Source organism: Micromonospora sp. DT44 (assembly GCF_049841635.1).
Taxonomy (GTDB): Bacteria; Actinomycetota; Actinomycetes; order Mycobacteriales; family Micromonosporaceae; genus Micromonospora.
In genome coordinates this window covers 17778-33450 of the sequence record NZ_JBNCKS010000066.1, presented here as the reverse complement: position 1 = coordinate 33450, position 15673 = coordinate 17778, and the positions used below count along the sequence as shown (strand labels likewise).

Annotated in this window: 14 protein-coding genes and 1 tRNA gene; 2 read left to right on the top strand and 13 right to left on the bottom strand. The window is 72.9% G+C overall.

The features are described 5' to 3' along the window. Positions 1 to 67: 67 nt before the first annotated feature. Entirely contained in the window at positions 68 to 253 is a 186-nt protein-coding gene (locus ACLQ25_RS28300) for a carboxymuconolactone decarboxylase family protein (RefSeq protein ID WP_425733808.1), read from the top strand. A 303-nt stretch (positions 254 to 556) separates the two neighbouring features. Here the strand turns inward: ACLQ25_RS28300 and ACLQ25_RS28295 are convergent. The 9 genes from ACLQ25_RS28295 to ald form a co-directional block, all read right to left on the bottom strand. After that, positions 557 to 630 (bottom strand) — tRNA-Pro (locus ACLQ25_RS28295). 169 nt (positions 631 to 799) lie between these two features. Continuing rightward, a complete protein-coding gene (der, locus tag ACLQ25_RS28290) occupies positions 800 to 2206 on the bottom strand; it encodes a ribosome biogenesis GTPase Der (RefSeq protein ID WP_425733807.1) in 1407 nt (468 codons plus the stop codon). Continuing rightward, positions 2203 to 2883, bottom strand: coding sequence for a (d)CMP kinase (cmk, locus tag ACLQ25_RS28285; RefSeq protein ID WP_425733811.1), 681 nt, complete (start codon positions 2881 to 2883; stop codon positions 2203 to 2205). Before cmk ends, der begins: the two co-directional genes overlap by 4 nt. Before the next feature lie 195 nt (positions 2884 to 3078). Further along, positions 3079 to 3849 (bottom strand): pseudouridine synthase, encoded by a 771-nt coding sequence (locus ACLQ25_RS28280; protein WP_425733806.1) that lies wholly within the window; start codon positions 3847 to 3849, stop codon positions 3079 to 3081. After that, positions 3836 to 4792 carry an SMC-Scp complex subunit ScpB gene (gene scpB, locus ACLQ25_RS28275; RefSeq protein WP_425733805.1) on the bottom strand — a complete coding sequence of 319 codons (957 nt, stop codon included), beginning with the start codon at positions 4790 to 4792 and terminating at the stop codon, positions 3836 to 3838. The genes ACLQ25_RS28280 and scpB overlap by 14 nt, the downstream gene beginning before the upstream one ends. Then, positions 4785 to 5726 (bottom strand): segregation and condensation protein A, encoded by a 942-nt coding sequence (locus tag ACLQ25_RS28270; RefSeq protein WP_425733804.1) that lies wholly within the window; start codon positions 5724 to 5726, stop codon positions 4785 to 4787. Before ACLQ25_RS28270 ends, scpB begins: the two co-directional genes overlap by 8 nt. 41 nt (positions 5727 to 5767) lie before the next feature. Then, complete coding sequence (locus ACLQ25_RS28265) at positions 5768 to 6691, bottom strand: ParA family protein (protein WP_357120878.1); 924 nt, start codon at positions 6689 to 6691, stop codon at positions 5768 to 5770. 181 nt (positions 6692 to 6872) lie between these two features. Beyond that, positions 6873 to 7850 carry a site-specific tyrosine recombinase XerD gene (locus ACLQ25_RS28260; RefSeq protein ID WP_425733803.1) on the bottom strand — a complete coding sequence of 326 codons (978 nt, stop codon included), beginning with the start codon at positions 7848 to 7850 and terminating at the stop codon, positions 6873 to 6875. 14 nt (positions 7851 to 7864) lie between these two features. Continuing rightward, positions 7865 to 8980 carry an alanine dehydrogenase gene (gene ald / locus ACLQ25_RS28255; protein WP_396802243.1) on the bottom strand — a complete coding sequence of 372 codons (1116 nt, stop codon included), beginning with the start codon at positions 8978 to 8980 and terminating at the stop codon, positions 7865 to 7867. A 225-nt stretch (positions 8981 to 9205) separates the two neighbouring features. Between ald and ACLQ25_RS28250 the strand changes: the two genes are divergently transcribed. Next, positions 9206 to 9529, top strand: a complete 324-nt coding sequence (locus ACLQ25_RS28250) for a TM2 domain-containing protein (protein WP_425733810.1) — start codon at positions 9206 to 9208, stop codon at positions 9527 to 9529. An 87-nt stretch (positions 9530 to 9616) separates the two neighbouring features. Here the strand turns inward: ACLQ25_RS28250 and ACLQ25_RS28245 are convergent, their stop codons facing one another. From ACLQ25_RS28245 to ACLQ25_RS28230, 4 genes are all read right to left on the bottom strand, one after another. After that, a complete protein-coding gene (locus tag ACLQ25_RS28245) occupies positions 9617 to 10216 on the bottom strand; it encodes an NUDIX domain-containing protein (RefSeq protein ID WP_425733802.1) in 600 nt (199 codons plus the stop codon). Continuing rightward, the gene (locus ACLQ25_RS28240) at positions 10213 to 11958 is read right to left on the bottom strand and encodes a CTP synthase (RefSeq protein WP_425733801.1); all 1746 of its coding nucleotides are present in this window, start codon (positions 11956 to 11958) and stop codon (positions 10213 to 10215) included. Before ACLQ25_RS28240 ends, ACLQ25_RS28245 begins: the two co-directional genes overlap by 4 nt. A 163-nt stretch (positions 11959 to 12121) precedes the next feature. After that, positions 12122 to 14524 (bottom strand): hypothetical protein, encoded by a 2403-nt coding sequence (locus tag ACLQ25_RS28235; protein ID WP_425733800.1) that lies wholly within the window; start codon positions 14522 to 14524, stop codon positions 12122 to 12124. Then, a complete protein-coding gene (locus ACLQ25_RS28230) occupies positions 14524 to 15672 on the bottom strand; it encodes a glycosyltransferase family 4 protein (RefSeq protein WP_425733799.1) in 1149 nt (382 codons plus the stop codon). Before ACLQ25_RS28230 ends, ACLQ25_RS28235 begins: the two co-directional genes overlap by 1 nt. Position 15673: the final 1 nt, after the last annotated feature.

The window sequence follows — 15673 nt, the reverse complement described above, 5'->3', positions numbered from 1 at the left end:
CCGGAGCTCCGCTGCCTCGTCTCCACGACACGCTTGACGGCCTACCGAAACGCCTAACTGAACGGCGTTGCAGCTAGAGGTCCACGTCAACGGCGCGCTCAACGCGGGCCTGACGCCGTCGGAGATAGTCGAGGCGCTGCTACAGGCGGTGGTCTACTGCGGCGTGCCGCGGGCCGTCAACGCCACGCTCATCGCCAAGAAGGTCTTCGCAGAGCGCAACCTGCTCCCCGTCCGCTCCACCCCAGCCGGCTGACCCGCCCGTCGTCACGGCATGAGCGGACGCCTTTGGACTGCCGACGAGACGACCAAGCGGTTGGGGTTTGCTGGTCGTGGAAGCCGCATCCGGTGGCGCACTCAAAAACGGGAGTCTGCCAACGAACGGTGTAACTCGGGTTGTTGATGGCTCCTTGCGGCCTGCGGATAGGCGTCCTTCGAAAGCAATGTCGAAGGCGTTCAGGGCTGGGAGTCCAACAGCGGCGTGCCATACCAGGCATCCGTGCCGAGCAATGAAAGAGGGGCTCCCGCAAGTCATTGACCTGCGGAAACCCTCTCGCTGTCGGGACGGCCGGATTCGAACCGACGACCCCTTGACCCCCAGTCAAGTGCGCTACCAAGCTGCGCCACGTCCCGCCCCCGCAGAGTTCCCCCTGCGACAGCCGGTACAGCTTAGCGCAGCACTCCTGCCCCGTCCGCACAGGCCCCACCCGCGTTGTTGAGGCAGCGAACCACCCCACAACCCCTAGAGCGTCCTAGGAGGGTGGGTCAGGCGAGATCGCCTGACCCACCCTTACAAAAGGGGTTACCCGTGCGCCTTGCCCCGGCCACCGGGGCCGAGCTTCTTGCGGGGGCGTACGGAGATCTCGATGGGGCTGCCCTCGTACCCGAACTCCTCGCGGAGCTTGCGCTCGACGAACCGCTGGTATCCGGCGTCGAGCGGGCCCGTGGTGAAGAGCACGAACCGCGGCGGCGCCACCCCGGCCTGCGTGGCGAACAGAATGCGGGGCGCCCGTCCACCGCGCACCGGGTGCGGGGTGGCCTGTACGAGCGCGGTGAGCCACTGGTTGAGGTGCGCGGTCGGCACGCGGAGTTCCCAGCTCGCCAGGGCCTTGTTGAGGGCCGGGGCCAGCTTGTCGACCGCGCGGCCGGTCATGGCCGACAGGTTCAGCCGGATCGCCCAGGGGATGCGGCGCAGCTCCCGGTCGATCTCCTTGTCCAGGTAGTACCGGCGGTCGGCGTCGACCAGGTCCCACTTGTTGAAGGCGATGACCAGCGCACGGCCGGCCTCGGTCACCATCGTGAGGATCCGCTGGTCCTGCTCGCTGATCGGCTCGCCGGCGTCCAGGAGCACGACGGCCACCTCGGCGGCCTCGATCGCGCCGGCGGTGCGCAGGCTGGCGTAGTACTCGGTGCCGCTGGCCTTGCCGACCCGCTTGCGCAGGCCGGCGGTGTCCACGAGCTGCCAGGTCTGGCCGCCGATCTCGACCAGGCTGTCGACCGGGTCCACTGTGGTGCCGGCGACCGAGTCGACGACAGCCCGGTCCTCGCCGGAGAACCGGTTGAGCAGACTGGACTTGCCCACGTTCGGCCGGCCGACCAGCGCCACCCGGCGCGGCCCGCGCGGCCGGTTCTCGACGATCGCGGGAGCTTCCGGCAGCGCGGCGAGGATGGCATCCAGCAGGTCACCGGAGCCGCGCCCGTGCAGCGCGGACACCGGGAACGGCTCGCCGAGGCCGAGCGACCACAGCGACACGGCCTCCATCTCGATGGAGTTGTTGTCGGCCTTGTTGGCCACCAGGATGACCGGCTTGGCGCTGCGACGCAGCATCTTCACCGCAGCCTCGTCCACGTCGGTGGAGCCGACCATCGCGTCGACCACGAAGAGGACCACGTCGGCGGTGACCACCGCCGTCTCGGCCTGCGCGGCGATGGCCGCCGCGCGGTCCTTCGCGTCCGGCTCCCAACCGCCGGTGTCCACGACGGTGAACGTCCGGCCGTTCCACTGCGCGTCGTACGGCACGCGGTCCCGGGTCACACCGGGAATGTCCTCGACGACCGCCTGCCGGCGGCCGATGATCCGGTTGACGAGGGTCGACTTGCCCACGTTGGGACGGCCGACGACCGCGACGACCGGCTGCGGGCCGGTCGGCTCCTCGACGACGAGATCGGGCTCTCGCAACTCGACCCAGCCACCCCCATCGCTACTCATGCCACTCCCCGCTCGGTGAGCAGGTCACGCAGTCGGGCCACGACCTCGTCGATGCCCAGCTCGGTGGTGTCCAGCACGACGGCGTCCTTCGCCTGGGCCAACGGGTTGACCTTGCGGGTCGAGTCGAGCCGGTCGCGGCGGGCCAGGTCGGCGGCGGTGGCCGCCACGTCGGAGGCGTCCTCGGCGCTGCGCCGAGCCGCGCGGGCCGCCTCGGAGGCCGTCAGGAAGACCTTCAGGTCGGCGTCCGGCGCCACGACCGAACCGATGTCCCGGCCCTCGACCACCATCCGGCCCGCGTTGACGATCATCTCGCGCTGCCGGGCGACCAGCAGCTCACGGACGGCCGGCACGGCGGCGACGGCGGAGACCGCCTGGGTCACCTCGGGCCCGCGGATCTCCGCGTCCACGCTGACGCCGTCGACGGTCACGCCGTACCCCTGGGGGTCGGTGCCGATGCGCAGGTCGGCCTCGCCGGCGACCTTGGCCACCGACACGGCGTCCGTGAGATCCACGCCGGAGCGCAACACGGCCCACGTGATCGCCCGGTACATCGCCCCCGTGTCCAGGTAGCGCGCACCGATGCCGACGGCGAGCCGCCGCGACACGGTGGACTTACCCGAACCGGACGGCCCGTCCACAGCGACCACACATCGCTCGGCCCGTACGTTTTCCTCCACCGTGTCCTCCTCAGCCCGTACCTCGCGGATCGCCCGGTGCTGGCGCCGCAAGCGGTTGTCCATCGTCATCCATCATGCCCGGGGCCCGTGGCGCACCCACGCGCGCCGCCGCCCGAGGCGACCCACGCCACCCTCCGGCGGCCGCTTCCCGGCCGCTGCGGAGCCTACCGGCAGCCGTACCCCGAAGCCCGGGGGTCAGTCACCCACCGCGCGGAACAGGGCGGCGACCTCCGCGTTGGTCAGGCGCCGCAGACGCCCGGTGCGCAGGTCGCCCAACCGGATCGGACCGATGGAGGTACGCACCAGACGGGTGACCGGGTGCCCGACCTCGTCCATCAACCGCCGGACGATGTGCTTGCGCCCTTCGTGCAGGCTCAGCTCCACCTGGGCGCTCTTGCCCAGCGTGCCCACCACCTTGAACGAGTCGACCTTGACCGGCCCGTCCTCCAGCTCGACGCCCGCGAGGAGCCGCTTGCTCAGGTTGCGCGGGATCGGCCCGACCACCTCGGCCAGGTAGGTCTTCAGCACCTCGTACGAGGGGTGCATGAGCTTGTGCGCGAGGGTGCCGTCGTTGGTGAGCAGCAGCAGGCCCTCGCTGTCCGCGTCGAGCCGCCCGACGTGGAACACCCGCTGGTCCAGCCGCCTGCCGATGAAGTCGGCCAGCTCGTTGCGGCCCTTTTCGTCCGCCATGGTGGTGACCACACCACGCGGCTTGTTCATCGCCACGTAGACCAGGCGGGTGTCGACCTGGAGGCGTTCGCCGTCGACGTGGATCACGGCGTTGGCCGGGTCGACCTTGTCGCCGAGCTTGGCGACCCGCCCGTCCACGGTGACCCGGCGCCGGAAGATCAGGTCCTCGCAGGCGCGGCGGGAACCCACGCCGGCGGCGGCGAGCACCTTCTGCAGGCGTTCCGCGCCCTCGTAGACGGGGGCGTCGGACTTCGGGGAACGGTTATCGGGTCGCATCGGCAAGCTCTTCTACGTCGTCGGGCAGGAAGGGTGCGAGAGGTGGCAATTCGTCGACGGTGTTCAGCCCGAGCTTCTCCAGGAACAGCGTGGTGGTCCGGTACAGGAACGCCCCGCTGTCCGATTCGGTGCCGCACTCCTCGACGAGGCCGCGAGTGACCAGCGTACGGATGACGCCGTCGCAGTTGACACCCCGGATGGCCGAGATCCGCGACCGGGTCACCGGCTGCTTGTACGCGACCACGGCCAGGGTCTCCAGAGCCGCCTGGGTCAGCCGCACGGACTGCCCGTCCAGGACGAACCGCTCGACGTACGTAGCGTATTCCGGCCGGGTGTACAACCGCCAACCGCCGGCGGCCCGGCGCAGCTCGAAACCGTTCCCGGCGGCGGTGTAGCCGGCGGCGATCTCGTCGAGCACCGGCCCGATCCGCTCGGCCGGCTGCTCCAGCACCTGGGCGAGAACCAGCTCGCTGACCGGTTCGTCCACCACCAGGAGGATCGCCTCCAACGCGCCGCGCAGCTCGGCGTCGGGCAGCTCGGGCGCGGGCTCCGGCACGACCGCCGGCCGCCGTCGCCCGACGGGCTCCCGCCGGGGTGCGCCCCGACTCGCACCCGCCTCAGCGGGCACGTCGACCTCCGGCACGACCGCCTCAACGGGCACGACCGGCTCGCCGGACACGATGGGCTCGGCGGGCACGACCGCCTCAACGGGCACGACCGGCTCGGCGGCCTCGATCGGCTCAGCGGATTCCCCCGGCTCGCCCGGCTCGGACGTCTCGCGGGGTGCGACAGGCTCGGCCGGTTCACCGGCGGCTGCGTCGGAGGACTCAGCCTCGGCCTCGGCAGGTGAGGTGGTGGGGGCCGATGGGCGTGGGCGCTCCCACGGGGGAACCCAGGCGGCGGCCTGGTCGGCCAGGGAGTCCCGGCGCTCCTCGTCACTCATCCCGCGCACCCTCCGTCGCTTCCGTTTCGGCCGGTCCGCCGGCCTGCTCCCCCGCCACCGGCTCCGGCCCGGGAGGCGGGTCGGCGTCGGCGGGTGTGCCGGCGTACTCGTCGACGTGCAGTTCGGTCTCGCCGTCGGTGGGCCCGGTCCAGCGCACGGTCAGCTCCTCCAGGGCCTGCTCCTGCACGAAGGCCACCAGACCCTCCCGGTACAGCTCCAGCAACGCCAGGAACCGCGCCACCACCTCCAGGGTGGCCTCGCAGTCGGCGCAGAGCAGCGAGAAGGTCGCCGTGCCCGCCCGACGCAGCCGGGCGGTGAGGATCGCCGCGTGTTCCCGCACACTGACCCGCACCATATGCACGTGGGCGATGGACACCTCCGGCGTCACCTTCGGGGTCATCGCCTTCACGGCCAGTTTCAGCAGCCGCTGCGGGCCGATGCCGAGCACCAGGTCGGGCAGCGCCTCGGCGTAGCGGGGCTCCAGACTCACCGCCCGGGGATAGCGGCGGCCGCCGACCGCTTCCAGCTCGGCGATGTGTGCCGCCGCCTCCTTGTACGCCTTGTACTGCAGCAGCCGGGCGAAGAGCAGGTCCCGGGCCTCCAGCAGGGCGAGGTCCTCCTCGTCCTCGACGTCGGCGGCGGGCAACAGCCGGGCGGCCTTCAGGTCGAGCAGGGTCGCGGCGATGAGCAGGAACTCGCTGGCCTCGTCCAGGTCCCAGTCGTCGCCCATGGCGCGGATGTAGGCGATGAACTCGTCGGTGACCGTGTGCAGGGCCACCTCGGTGACGTCGAGCTTGTGTTTGCCGATGAGTTGCAGCAGCAGGTCGAAGGGGCCGGTGAAGTTGGCCAGTCGCACCGTGAACCCGGCGGGCTGCGCACCGTCGACCACGGCCGGATCGGCGGTGTCGGGCGGGTCGAGGGGTGGCGCGGTCACCGCACGACCGTAGTCCACGAGACGGGCACCGGGACTTCCGGCTACCGCTCCGACTGGGCGGCGATCACCTCGCGGGCCAGCTGACGGTAGTTACGCGCCCCGGAGGAGGCCGGGTCCATCGTCGTGATGGGGGCACCGGCCACCGTGGACTCCGGGAACTTCACCGTCTTGGTGATGACCGTCTGGTAGACCTTGTCGCCGAACGCCTCGACCACCCGCTGGAGCACCTGGCGGCAGTGGGTGGTGCGGCTGTCGTACATGGTGGCGAGGATGCCTTCGAGCTCCAGGTCGAAGTTGAGCCGTTCGCGCACCTTGTCGATGGTGTCCAGCAGCAGGGCCACACCGCGCAGGCTGAAGAACTCGCACTCGAGCGGGATGAGCACGCCGTGCGCGACGGTCAGCGCGTTGATCGCCAGCAGGCCGAGGGACGGCTGGCAGTCGATCAGGATGTAGTCGTACTCCTTGCGGACCGAGCGCAGGACCCGGGCCAGGGCCATCTCGCGGGCGACCTCGTTGACGAGCTGGATCTCGGCGGCGGAGAGGTCGATGTTGGCCGGCAGCAGGTGCAGGCCCGCGACGTCGGTCTTGATGAGGACGTCCTCGGCGGTCACGTCGTCCTGCATGAGCAGGTTGTAGACGGACAGGTCGAGGTTGTGCGGGTTGACACCCAGGCCCACCGAGAGCGCGCCCTGCGGGTCGAAGTCGACGAGCAGCACCTTGCGGCCGTACTCCGCGAGGGCCGCGCCCAGGTTGATGGTGGTGGTCGTCTTGCCGACGCCACCCTTCTGGTTGGCCATCGCGATGATGCGCGCCGGACCGTGCCGATCAGTGGGCATCGGCTCGGGGATGGGCTTGCGCATCGTGTAGGCGGCCGGGTCGGCCGGACCCAGATCGTTGCCGAGCGCGGCCTGCTGCTCGCGGAGCTCCGACGTCCACGTCTCGGCACGGTCACCGTTGCCAGCCATGTGCTCGTTGCCCCCTCCCGACGACCCACCCGGCGTCGGAGCCGTCCGACGTCCTTCGCGGCGCCGCTGCGCACCCCGGTCTGTCGCCCCAGGAGGTCCGCGCCGATGCCGACTGTACGCCACCGACCAGCAGGGCGTTCGGCACCGGCCCGGCGTGTCGGGACCAACCCCGACCGGGGCGTCAGTCGCGGGCGCGCGGGTGGGCGGTGGCGTACACCTCGCGCAGCCGTTCGACGGTGACGAGGGTGTAGACCTGGGTGGTGGTCACCGAGGCGTGACCGAGCAGTTCCTGGACGACCCGCACGTCGGCGCCACCGTCGAGCAGGTGGGTCGCGTACGAGTGGCGCAGGGTGTGCGGGGACACCGCCGACGGTCCCTCGACCGGCAGGCCGGCGCGGGCGGCGGCGTGCCGCAGGATCATCCAGGCGCCTTGGCGCGACAGCGCGCCGCCCCGGGCGTTGAGGAACACCGCCGGGGTGCCCCGGCCGGCGGCGGCCAGCGCCGGGCGGGCCCGGACCAGGTAGGCGCGGACCGCGTCGACGGCGTACCCGCCGATCGGGACGAGGCGCATCCGGCCGCCCTTGCCGCGCAGCAGCACGGCGCCCTCGTCGACGTCCAGGTCGTCGACGGCCGCGCCGACCGCCTCGGAGATGCGCGCGCCGGTGCCGTACAGGAACTCCAGCAGCGCCCGGTCGCGCAGCGCGAGCGACGCGCCGTCACCGGTCGCGGTGACCGGGCCGGCGGTCTCCAGCAGCCGGACCACCTCGTCGACTCCCAGCGCCCGGGGCAGTCGGCGCGGCGGGGTGGGCGGGCGGACATCCCGGCTCGGGTCGGCGCCGGCCAGCCCTTCCCGCACGGCGAACCGGTGCAGGCCACGGACCGCGCTGGCGGCGCGGGCGGCCGACGACACGGCCAGGGGCGGGTGGTCGTCGTCGCCCGCGTGCAGTCGGGCCAGGTGCGACTCGACGACGCCGGGGGCGACCGACGCGAGGTCGGCGACGCCGGCCACGGCCAGCGTCGTGAGGTAACGCTCCAGATCCCGGCGGTACGAGGCGAGGGTGTTCGCGGACAGGCCGCGCTCGACGGTGAGGTGGTCGAGGTACCCGCGGACGGCACGGCGCAGGGCCGGCGCGGGCTCGACGCCCGCACCGGCCCGCATCACCGTGGAGTCGGTCAGCCCAGCACCTCGGCCAGCGGGAGCACCGGCATGCCGTGTGCCTCGGCGACCGGGCCGTAGGTGACCTGGCCGTCGTGGGTGTTCAGGCCCAGCGCCAGCGCCGGGTCGCCACGCAGGGCGTCGCGCCAGCCCTGGTTGGCCAGTTCGAGGGCGTACGGCAGGGTGACGTTGGTCAGCGCGTAGGTGCTGGTGTTCGGCACCGCGCCGGGCATGTTCGCCACACAGTAGAAGATCGACTCGTGCACCTTGTAGACCGGGTCGGCGTGCGTGGTGGGGCGCGAGTCCTCGAAGCAGCCACCCTGGTCGATGGCGATGTCGACGAGCACGCTGCCCGGCTTCATCCGGGAGACCAGCTCGTTGGAGATGAGCGTCGGGGCCTTCGCGCCGGGCACCAGCACCGCGCCGATGACCAGGTCGGCGTCGAGGACGGCCCGCTCGATCTCGTACGCGTTGGAGGCGACGGTCTGCAGGTGCCCCCGGTAGATGGCGTCGGCCTGGCGCAGGCGGGCCACGTTCTTGTCCAGCAGCAGCACCTCGGACTGCAGGCCCAGGGCGATGGCGGCGGCGTTCATGCCGGAGACGCCGGCGCCGATGACGACGGTCTTCGCCGCGTACACGCCGGAGACGCCGCCGGGCAGCACACCCCGACCACCGCCGGTCCGCATCATGTAGAACGCGCCCACCTGCGGGGCGAGCCGGCCCGCCACCTCGGACATCGGCGCGAGCAGCGGCAGCGACCGGTCGGGCAGCTCGACGGTCTCGTACGCGATGCCGGTGACCTTTCGGTCGACCAGCGCGTCCGTGCACTCCTTCGAGGCGGCCAGGTGCAGGTAGGTGAAGAGGACCTGCCCCTCGCGCATCCGGTGGTACTCCTCGGCGATCGGCTCCTTGACCTTGAGCACCAGCTCTGCGGTGTCCCACACCTCGTCGGCGGTGGCCAGGATCTTCGCGCCTGCGGCGGCGAACTCCTCGTCGGTGATGCTGGAGCCGACGCCCGCGCCGGACTCCACGAAGACCTGGTGGCCGCTGCGGGTGAACTCGTTGACGCCCGCCGGCGTGATCGCCACGCGGTACTCGTGGTTCTTGACCTCGCGTGGGATTCCGACCTTCACGATGCAGACACCTCTCTTCGGGGCTGAGTTCCCCCGACCGCTCGGCGCCACGACGGCCCCATTGCCGCCACGGTCCACCGGTCCCGCCGGCGGCAGTCTAGGCGCGTCCGGTGCCCCAACGAGCCAGCACAGTGGCATCCGGTGCCCGGGTGACCTGACGGAGTGTCAGGGCACGGACCGGGCCGGCGGTGGACGTCACCTCAGCCGTCAGGACAGTGTTCGCCCATTATCGTCCCATCTGACGGGTGGGGGTACGGACAGCGGGCGAGTGGATCACTATTGTGTCCGCCCATGACCACTCCTCCTTACCAGCCCGGGTACGCCCCGGATTACTCCGACAAGAGCAAGGTCGTCGCGGGCATCCTCGGCATCCTGCTCGGCACCTTCGGGGCCGGTCGGTTCTACACCGGACACACCAAGATCGCCGTGCTCCAGCTCGTCGTGAGCCTGGTGACCTGTGGCGCCGGCGGACTCTGGGGCCTCATCGACGGCATCCTGATCCTCGTCAACGGCGGCACGGACGCGCAGGGCCGCCCGCTGCGGGACTGACCTTCCGCTTGGACACACAGAGGGGCCCCGCCGATGGCGGGGCCCCTCTGTCGCGTACTCGATGATCGGCTGGACCCCCTGCGGCGCTCAGCGCGGCAGCGGCGCCTCCGCCCGGCGCAGCGCCGCGAAGCCGGTGTCCCGGCCGCGCGCCGCCGCGAGCAGCCCGGCCACCGCGGACGCGTTGGTGATCTCGCCGGCCAGGACCATGCCGACCGCCTCGTCGAGGTCGACGCGGACGACCTGGAGGTCGGCCTCCTCGTCGTGGCGCTCGTGCCGCTCGTCGGCCGGCACGTCGGCGAGGTCCCGGGCCAGGAAGACCCGAACGATCTCGTTGGTGAACCCGGGCGAGCTGTGCAGGTCCACCAGCACGTCGATCCGCCCGGCGGTCAGGTCGGCCTCCTCGGCCAGCTCCCGCAGCGCGGCGGCCGGCAACTCCTCGCCGGAGACGTCCATCAGCCCGGCCGGCAGCTCCCAGAGGTGCCGGCCCACCGGGTGCCGATACTGGCGGATCAGCACCACCTGACCGGCGTCGTCCAGCGCCACCACGGCCACCGCCCCGACGTGCCGCACGAGGTCACGCAGCGCGGTGCCGCCGCCCGGCATGGTCACCTCCTCGGTGACCACGTCGAAGATCCGCCCGCGGTACCGCTCCTCGCGGGAGCGGACCTCGTAGCGGTGCTCGGTCACGCCGACGCCTTCGTGGCGGCGCCGTTGCGGGCCGCCTTGCGCGCCGACGGGGCCTCCGAGGCGGGCTCGAGGTCGACCGGCAACTGGTCGGCCTGCGAGTACGCCACCGCGGCCTTGACGAACGACGCGAACAGCGGGTGCGGACGGGTCGGGCGGCTCTTGAGCTCCGGGTGCGCCTGCGTGGCCACGAAGAACGGGTGCAGGTCGCGGTCCAGCTCGATGAACTCGACCAGCCGGCCGTCCGGCGAGGTGCCGGAGATGTGCAGACCCGCCTTCGTCAGCGCGTCCCGGTAGGCGTTGTTGACCTCGTACCGGTGCCGGTGCCGCTCGCTGATCTCGGTGCTGCCGTACGCCTCGGCGACGATCGAGCCCTCGGTCAACGTCGCCGGGTACGCCCCGAGCCGCATGGTGCCGCCCAGGTCGCCCTTGCCGGCGACGATGTCCTCCTGGTCGGCCATCGTGGCGATGACCGGGTGCGCGGCCTGCTCGTCGAACTCCAACGAGTTGGCGCCGTCCAGGCCGGCCAGGTGCCGGGCCACGTCGATCGTCATGCACTGCAGGCCGAGGCAGAGGCCGAGCAGGGGGATGCCGTTCTCCCGGGCGTACCGGGCCGTGCCGATCTTGCCCTCAATGCCGCGGACGCCGAACCCGCCCGGGATGAGGATGCCGTCCACGCCGGCCAGGGCCGCCGCCGCGCCGGCCGGGGTGACGCACTCGTCGCTGGGCACCCACTTGAGCTGCACCCGGGACCGGTTACCGAAACCGGCCGCCCGGATCGCCTCGCTCACCGACAGGTACGCGTCGGGCAGGTCGACGTACTTGCCGACCACCGCGACGGTCACCGTGTGCCGGGGCCGGTGCACCCGCTCCAGCAGGTCGTCCCAGCTCGCCCAGTCCACGTCCCGGAACGAGAGCCCGAGCCGGCGCACCACGTACGCGTCGAGCCCCTCGCGGTGCAGCACCTTCGGGATGTCGTAGATGCTCGGGGCGTCCGGGGCGGCGACGACCGCCTCGGCGTCCACGTCGCAGTAGAGCGACAGCTTCTCCTTGAGCTTCACCGGGATCTCCCGGTCGCAGCGCAGCACGATGGCGTCCGGCTGGATACCGATGTTGCGCAGCTGGGCCACGAAGTGCTGGGTCGGCTTGGTCTTCAGCTCGCCCGACGGCGCCAGGTACGGCACCAGCGAGACGTGCAGGTAGAAGCAGTTGTCCCGGCCCAGGTCGTGGCGGACCTGACGGATCGCCTCCAGGAACGGCAGCGATTCGATGTCGCCCACCGTGCCACCGACCTCGGTGATGACCACGTCGGGCAGGACGCCGTCCTCGTCCGGGTCCGCCATCGCCAGGATCCGTGACTTGATCTCGTTGGTGATGTGCGGGATGACCTGGACGGTGTCGCCCAGGTACTCGCCGCGTCGCTCCTTGGCGATCACGTCGGAGTAGATCTGCCCGGTGGTGACGTTCGCCTTGCCGGACAGCGCCCGGTCGAGGAAACGCTCGTAGTGGCCGACGTCGAGGTCGGTCTCGGCGCCGTCCTCGGTGACGAAGACCTCGCCGTGCTGGAACGGGTTCATCGTCCCCGGGTCGACGTTCAGGTAGGGGTCGAGCTTCTGCATCACGACGCGGAGCCCGCGCGCGGTCAACAGGTTGCCGAGGCTGGAGGCGGTGAGGCCCTTACCCAGCGAGGAGGCGACGCCCCCGGTGACGAAAATGTGCCTGGTCGTCCGTGCTGATGGGGCCAAGGCCTGCTCCCGTGTCGTCTGTCGCGGTCATGCAGACCGCCGTGCTCGATCAGCAAAGTGATCACGCGATCCACGGGATTCCACGGTAACACCTTCACGACGGGTACTCGCAGGCCGCACCCCGGGTGGGACCGGAACGGGCCACCCGGGTGACGTCCGGCGGTCAGGAGGTGGCAACCTCGCTCGATGGCGCTGGCGTGTCCGCCGGACGCCGCTGCGCCGGAGCGGTGGTCGCGGCGCCCGCCGTCGGACCGGCCGACCGGCCGGAACCGTCGGCCGCCGGCGAGCCCAGGTCCGGCCCCCGGACGACGGTACGGGGTGGCGCGGCGGGCGAACCGCCGACCGGTCGAGGGTGACCGGCGCCGAGCGGACCACCGCCGCCGGTCGGACCATTCCCCCCGCCGGCTGGCCCGTCGCCACCGGAACCCGGATCGTCGTCGGCCTCGTTCTCCCGGGTGCGGGCCGTGGCGGGGCGGGTCCGGTCGGCGGCGTGCCCGAGGACCCGCAGCGACGCCAGCGCCGCCAGCGGCACCACCAGGGCGGCTGCCGCGCCGGCCACGTCCAGCGCCGCGCCGTCGAGCACACCGCCCAGCACCGCCGCGACCGCCGTACCGGCGAACGCCGCCCGCACCGCCGGGTAGATGCCGAACAGCCGCATCAGCCCACCCCACGGCTGCAGCAGGGCGAACCACACCAGCAGCCCGCCGGCGAGCGCCAGCACGGTCAACGGGCTGTTCACCAGCGTCTCGAAGTTCGCCGTGCTGGACCGGTGCACGGTAAAACCGCCGGTGCCGTCGCCGACCGCGGACAGGAACCGGCCGAGGCTCCCCCGCTCGGCCGGCAGCCGGCGCAGGTCCACGACGGCGAAGCCGATACCGACCGCCAGGGCGGCCATGGTGGCCCACGCCAGTCGACTGATGGTCAGCCAGCCACCGGCGCTGATCGCCGCCGCCACGCTCAGGCCGGCGGTCAGCGCGATCGCGCCGACCGGGTCGGCGCCCAGGTAGGGGCTGCCGGCCACCACCACGGCGAGGCCACCCACGGCGACCATCACCGCGGGCCGCCAGCGACGGTGCACCCGCTGGGCGAGCCACCCGCCGGTCACCAGCGCGCCGGCGAGGAACACCCCCAGCGCGACCGTGCTCAGCCCGGCGTACCGGCCACCCTGCAACGCCGAGTAGCCGACCACGCCGTTGAGCTGAAGGCGGGCCCCGGTCAGCACGTCCACCCCGACGACCAGGGTCGTCAGGCCGGCCACCGCGCCGACCGGGCCGAGGGTCTTCGCGTACCCGGGGGCGAAGCGGACCGCGGCCGTGCCCCCCGCGACCAGCAGTGCGGTGACCCCGGCGAAGATCCACCCGGGATGCCCGCCGCGCCACCAGGGGACGGCGTCGGCCAGCAACGCGGCCGGGACGGTCAACGCCGCCGCGACCAGCAGCAACTCGACAACCGCCAGGACCCGGGCCGGGATCGGGGTCGGGCCGGTCGGGCCCGCGTGTGGCCGCGCGCGGCGCAGCAACGGCAGCACGGCCAGGGCCAGCAGCACCTGCGCCCCGGCGAGCAGGGCGAAGAACCCGCCGGAGACGGTCCGCTGGGCGGCCGCCTCCCGGTCGGCGTCCGCCGGGGCGTTGATCGCCTCCGTCAGGTCCGCCGGCCGCCCACCGGTGCTGACCGCCGGCCGACCGAGGAACAGCCGCTCCGGCATCGGCCGACCCAGCGCGGCCAACGCCGTCGGCGCGAGGTCGACGAGCTGGAGGTAACCGTCCCGGCCGGTGCTGGCCGAGGTGAGCCAGCCCCGCTCCCAACCCGGCCCGTCGGCGATCGCCACGTGCAGCCGCGACGGCCGCTCGGTGTCGGAGATGCCGGCGACCAGCACCAGCGACCGCGGCGGGCGGGCGGTCAGGACCCGGGCCAGTAGGGCGTCGGCGACCCGTGCCTCCTCGGCGCGCGCCGCCGGATCGGTCCCCTCGATCGTGCCGAGGTCGACGATGCTCAGGACACACGAGCCGAGCAGCCGACGCGGATCGGCCGGCAGCCCCGCGGCGTACCTGTCGACCCGGCCGAACGGCCGCGCGGCCGCCACGGCGGCGCCCGGCCCCACCGCGACCGTGCAGCGCACTGACTCCGACAGCGACCCGGGCATCGTGCCCCACGGCAGCCGCTGCTGGTTGTACTGGACCACGCTCTCCTGGTCGGGCAGGTTCGCGCCGATCCCGTCCGGCTGCTCCACGGCCACCGAGGCCGGCGGGCAGCCGCCGTCGGGGCGGGCGCCGTTCCATCCGGCGAAACTGCCCGCGCCGAGCGTCAACCAGCCGTCCACCGGGCAGGTGGGCCGGTGCGCGGACCGCACCGACAGCGAGCCGATCGAACCCTCCTGGGCCATCCGCCACAGTGTCGGCGTGCGCTGCTGGTCGACGTCCTCCCAGCGCAGCCCCGCGATACCGGCGAGGACCACGAAGTCGGCGGTGCGCTGCGGCGTGCCCTGCGGCGGCCGGACGGCCAGCGCGGCGACGCCCAACGCCACCACGAGCACGGTCAACAGGGCCGGGGCCAGTCGACGCACCATCAGCGATGTCCCGTCAGGGGCGCGTCGGAGCCGGGCGCCGCCGGGTGGGCGGCCAGCTCGGCGTAGACGGCCGCCAGTACGGCGACCGTGTCCGCCTCGGTGGGCCACGTCGCCGCCCGTTCGGCGCCGCGCCGACCCAGTTCGGCCCGGGCCGCCGGGTCGTCCAGCAGCGCGCGCACCGCCGCGTCGACCGCGTCCACGTCGACCGAGGGGACCAGCGCGGCGGCGTCACCGACCAGCTCCGGCAGGCCGCCCACCGCCGTCGTCACCAACGGCACGCCGGCCCGCATCGCCTCCTGGGCGAACAACTGCCGCGCCTCCCAGTCGCTGGTGACCACCGCGAGGTCGGCGCCGGCGAGCAGGTCGGCCACATCGGTACGGTGCCCCAGCAGGGTCACCGGAGCGCGGGCCGCCGAGATCCGCGCGGCCAACGACAGGTACGCCGGGCCGCTCCCGGCGATCACCACGACCGGCGGTGGGGTACGCGTCCGCCAGCGGGCCGCCGCGTCGACCAGCACGTCGTAGCGCTTCTGCGGGTGCAGGCGCCCCACCGAGAGGATGAGCGGCTGCTCCGGTCCCACGCCGAACTCGGCGCGGACGGCGGCGCGACGCCGACGCGGCGCGGCCAGTGTCGGGGCGGCGACCGGGGCGAGCCGCGCGTCGGCGGCGCCCAGCGCGGTGGCCCGCCCGACCAGGTCGGACGACGCCCCCAGCGCCACCCGGGCCCCCCGGGCGACCACCCGCTCGACGAGCCGGGACACCCCGCCGCGCAGCCCGCCCGCGAGGACCGCGTTGTGCCAGGTCACCACGAGCGGGGCGGTCGGCCGGGCCAGTACGGCGACGAGACCGGCCCGCAGGCCGTGCGCGTGCACCACGTCGACCCGGGCCGTGGCGAGCACCCGCCGCAGGGCGAGCACCGCCCGCGCGTCGGCCGGGGTCGGGCTGGCCGGGATCTCCACCGGTTCGAAACGCGCGCCGACGCCGGTGAAGTCGAACTGCTCCTGCGTCGCCGCCGGCCCGCAGACCAGCACCGTCGCGCCGGACGCGACGAGCCCTCGTGCCACCGAACGGACGTGCTGGCCGACCCCACCGGTGCTGGACGCCAGCACCAGCGCCACGGCGCCCGACCAGCCGTTGGTCTCCGTCATG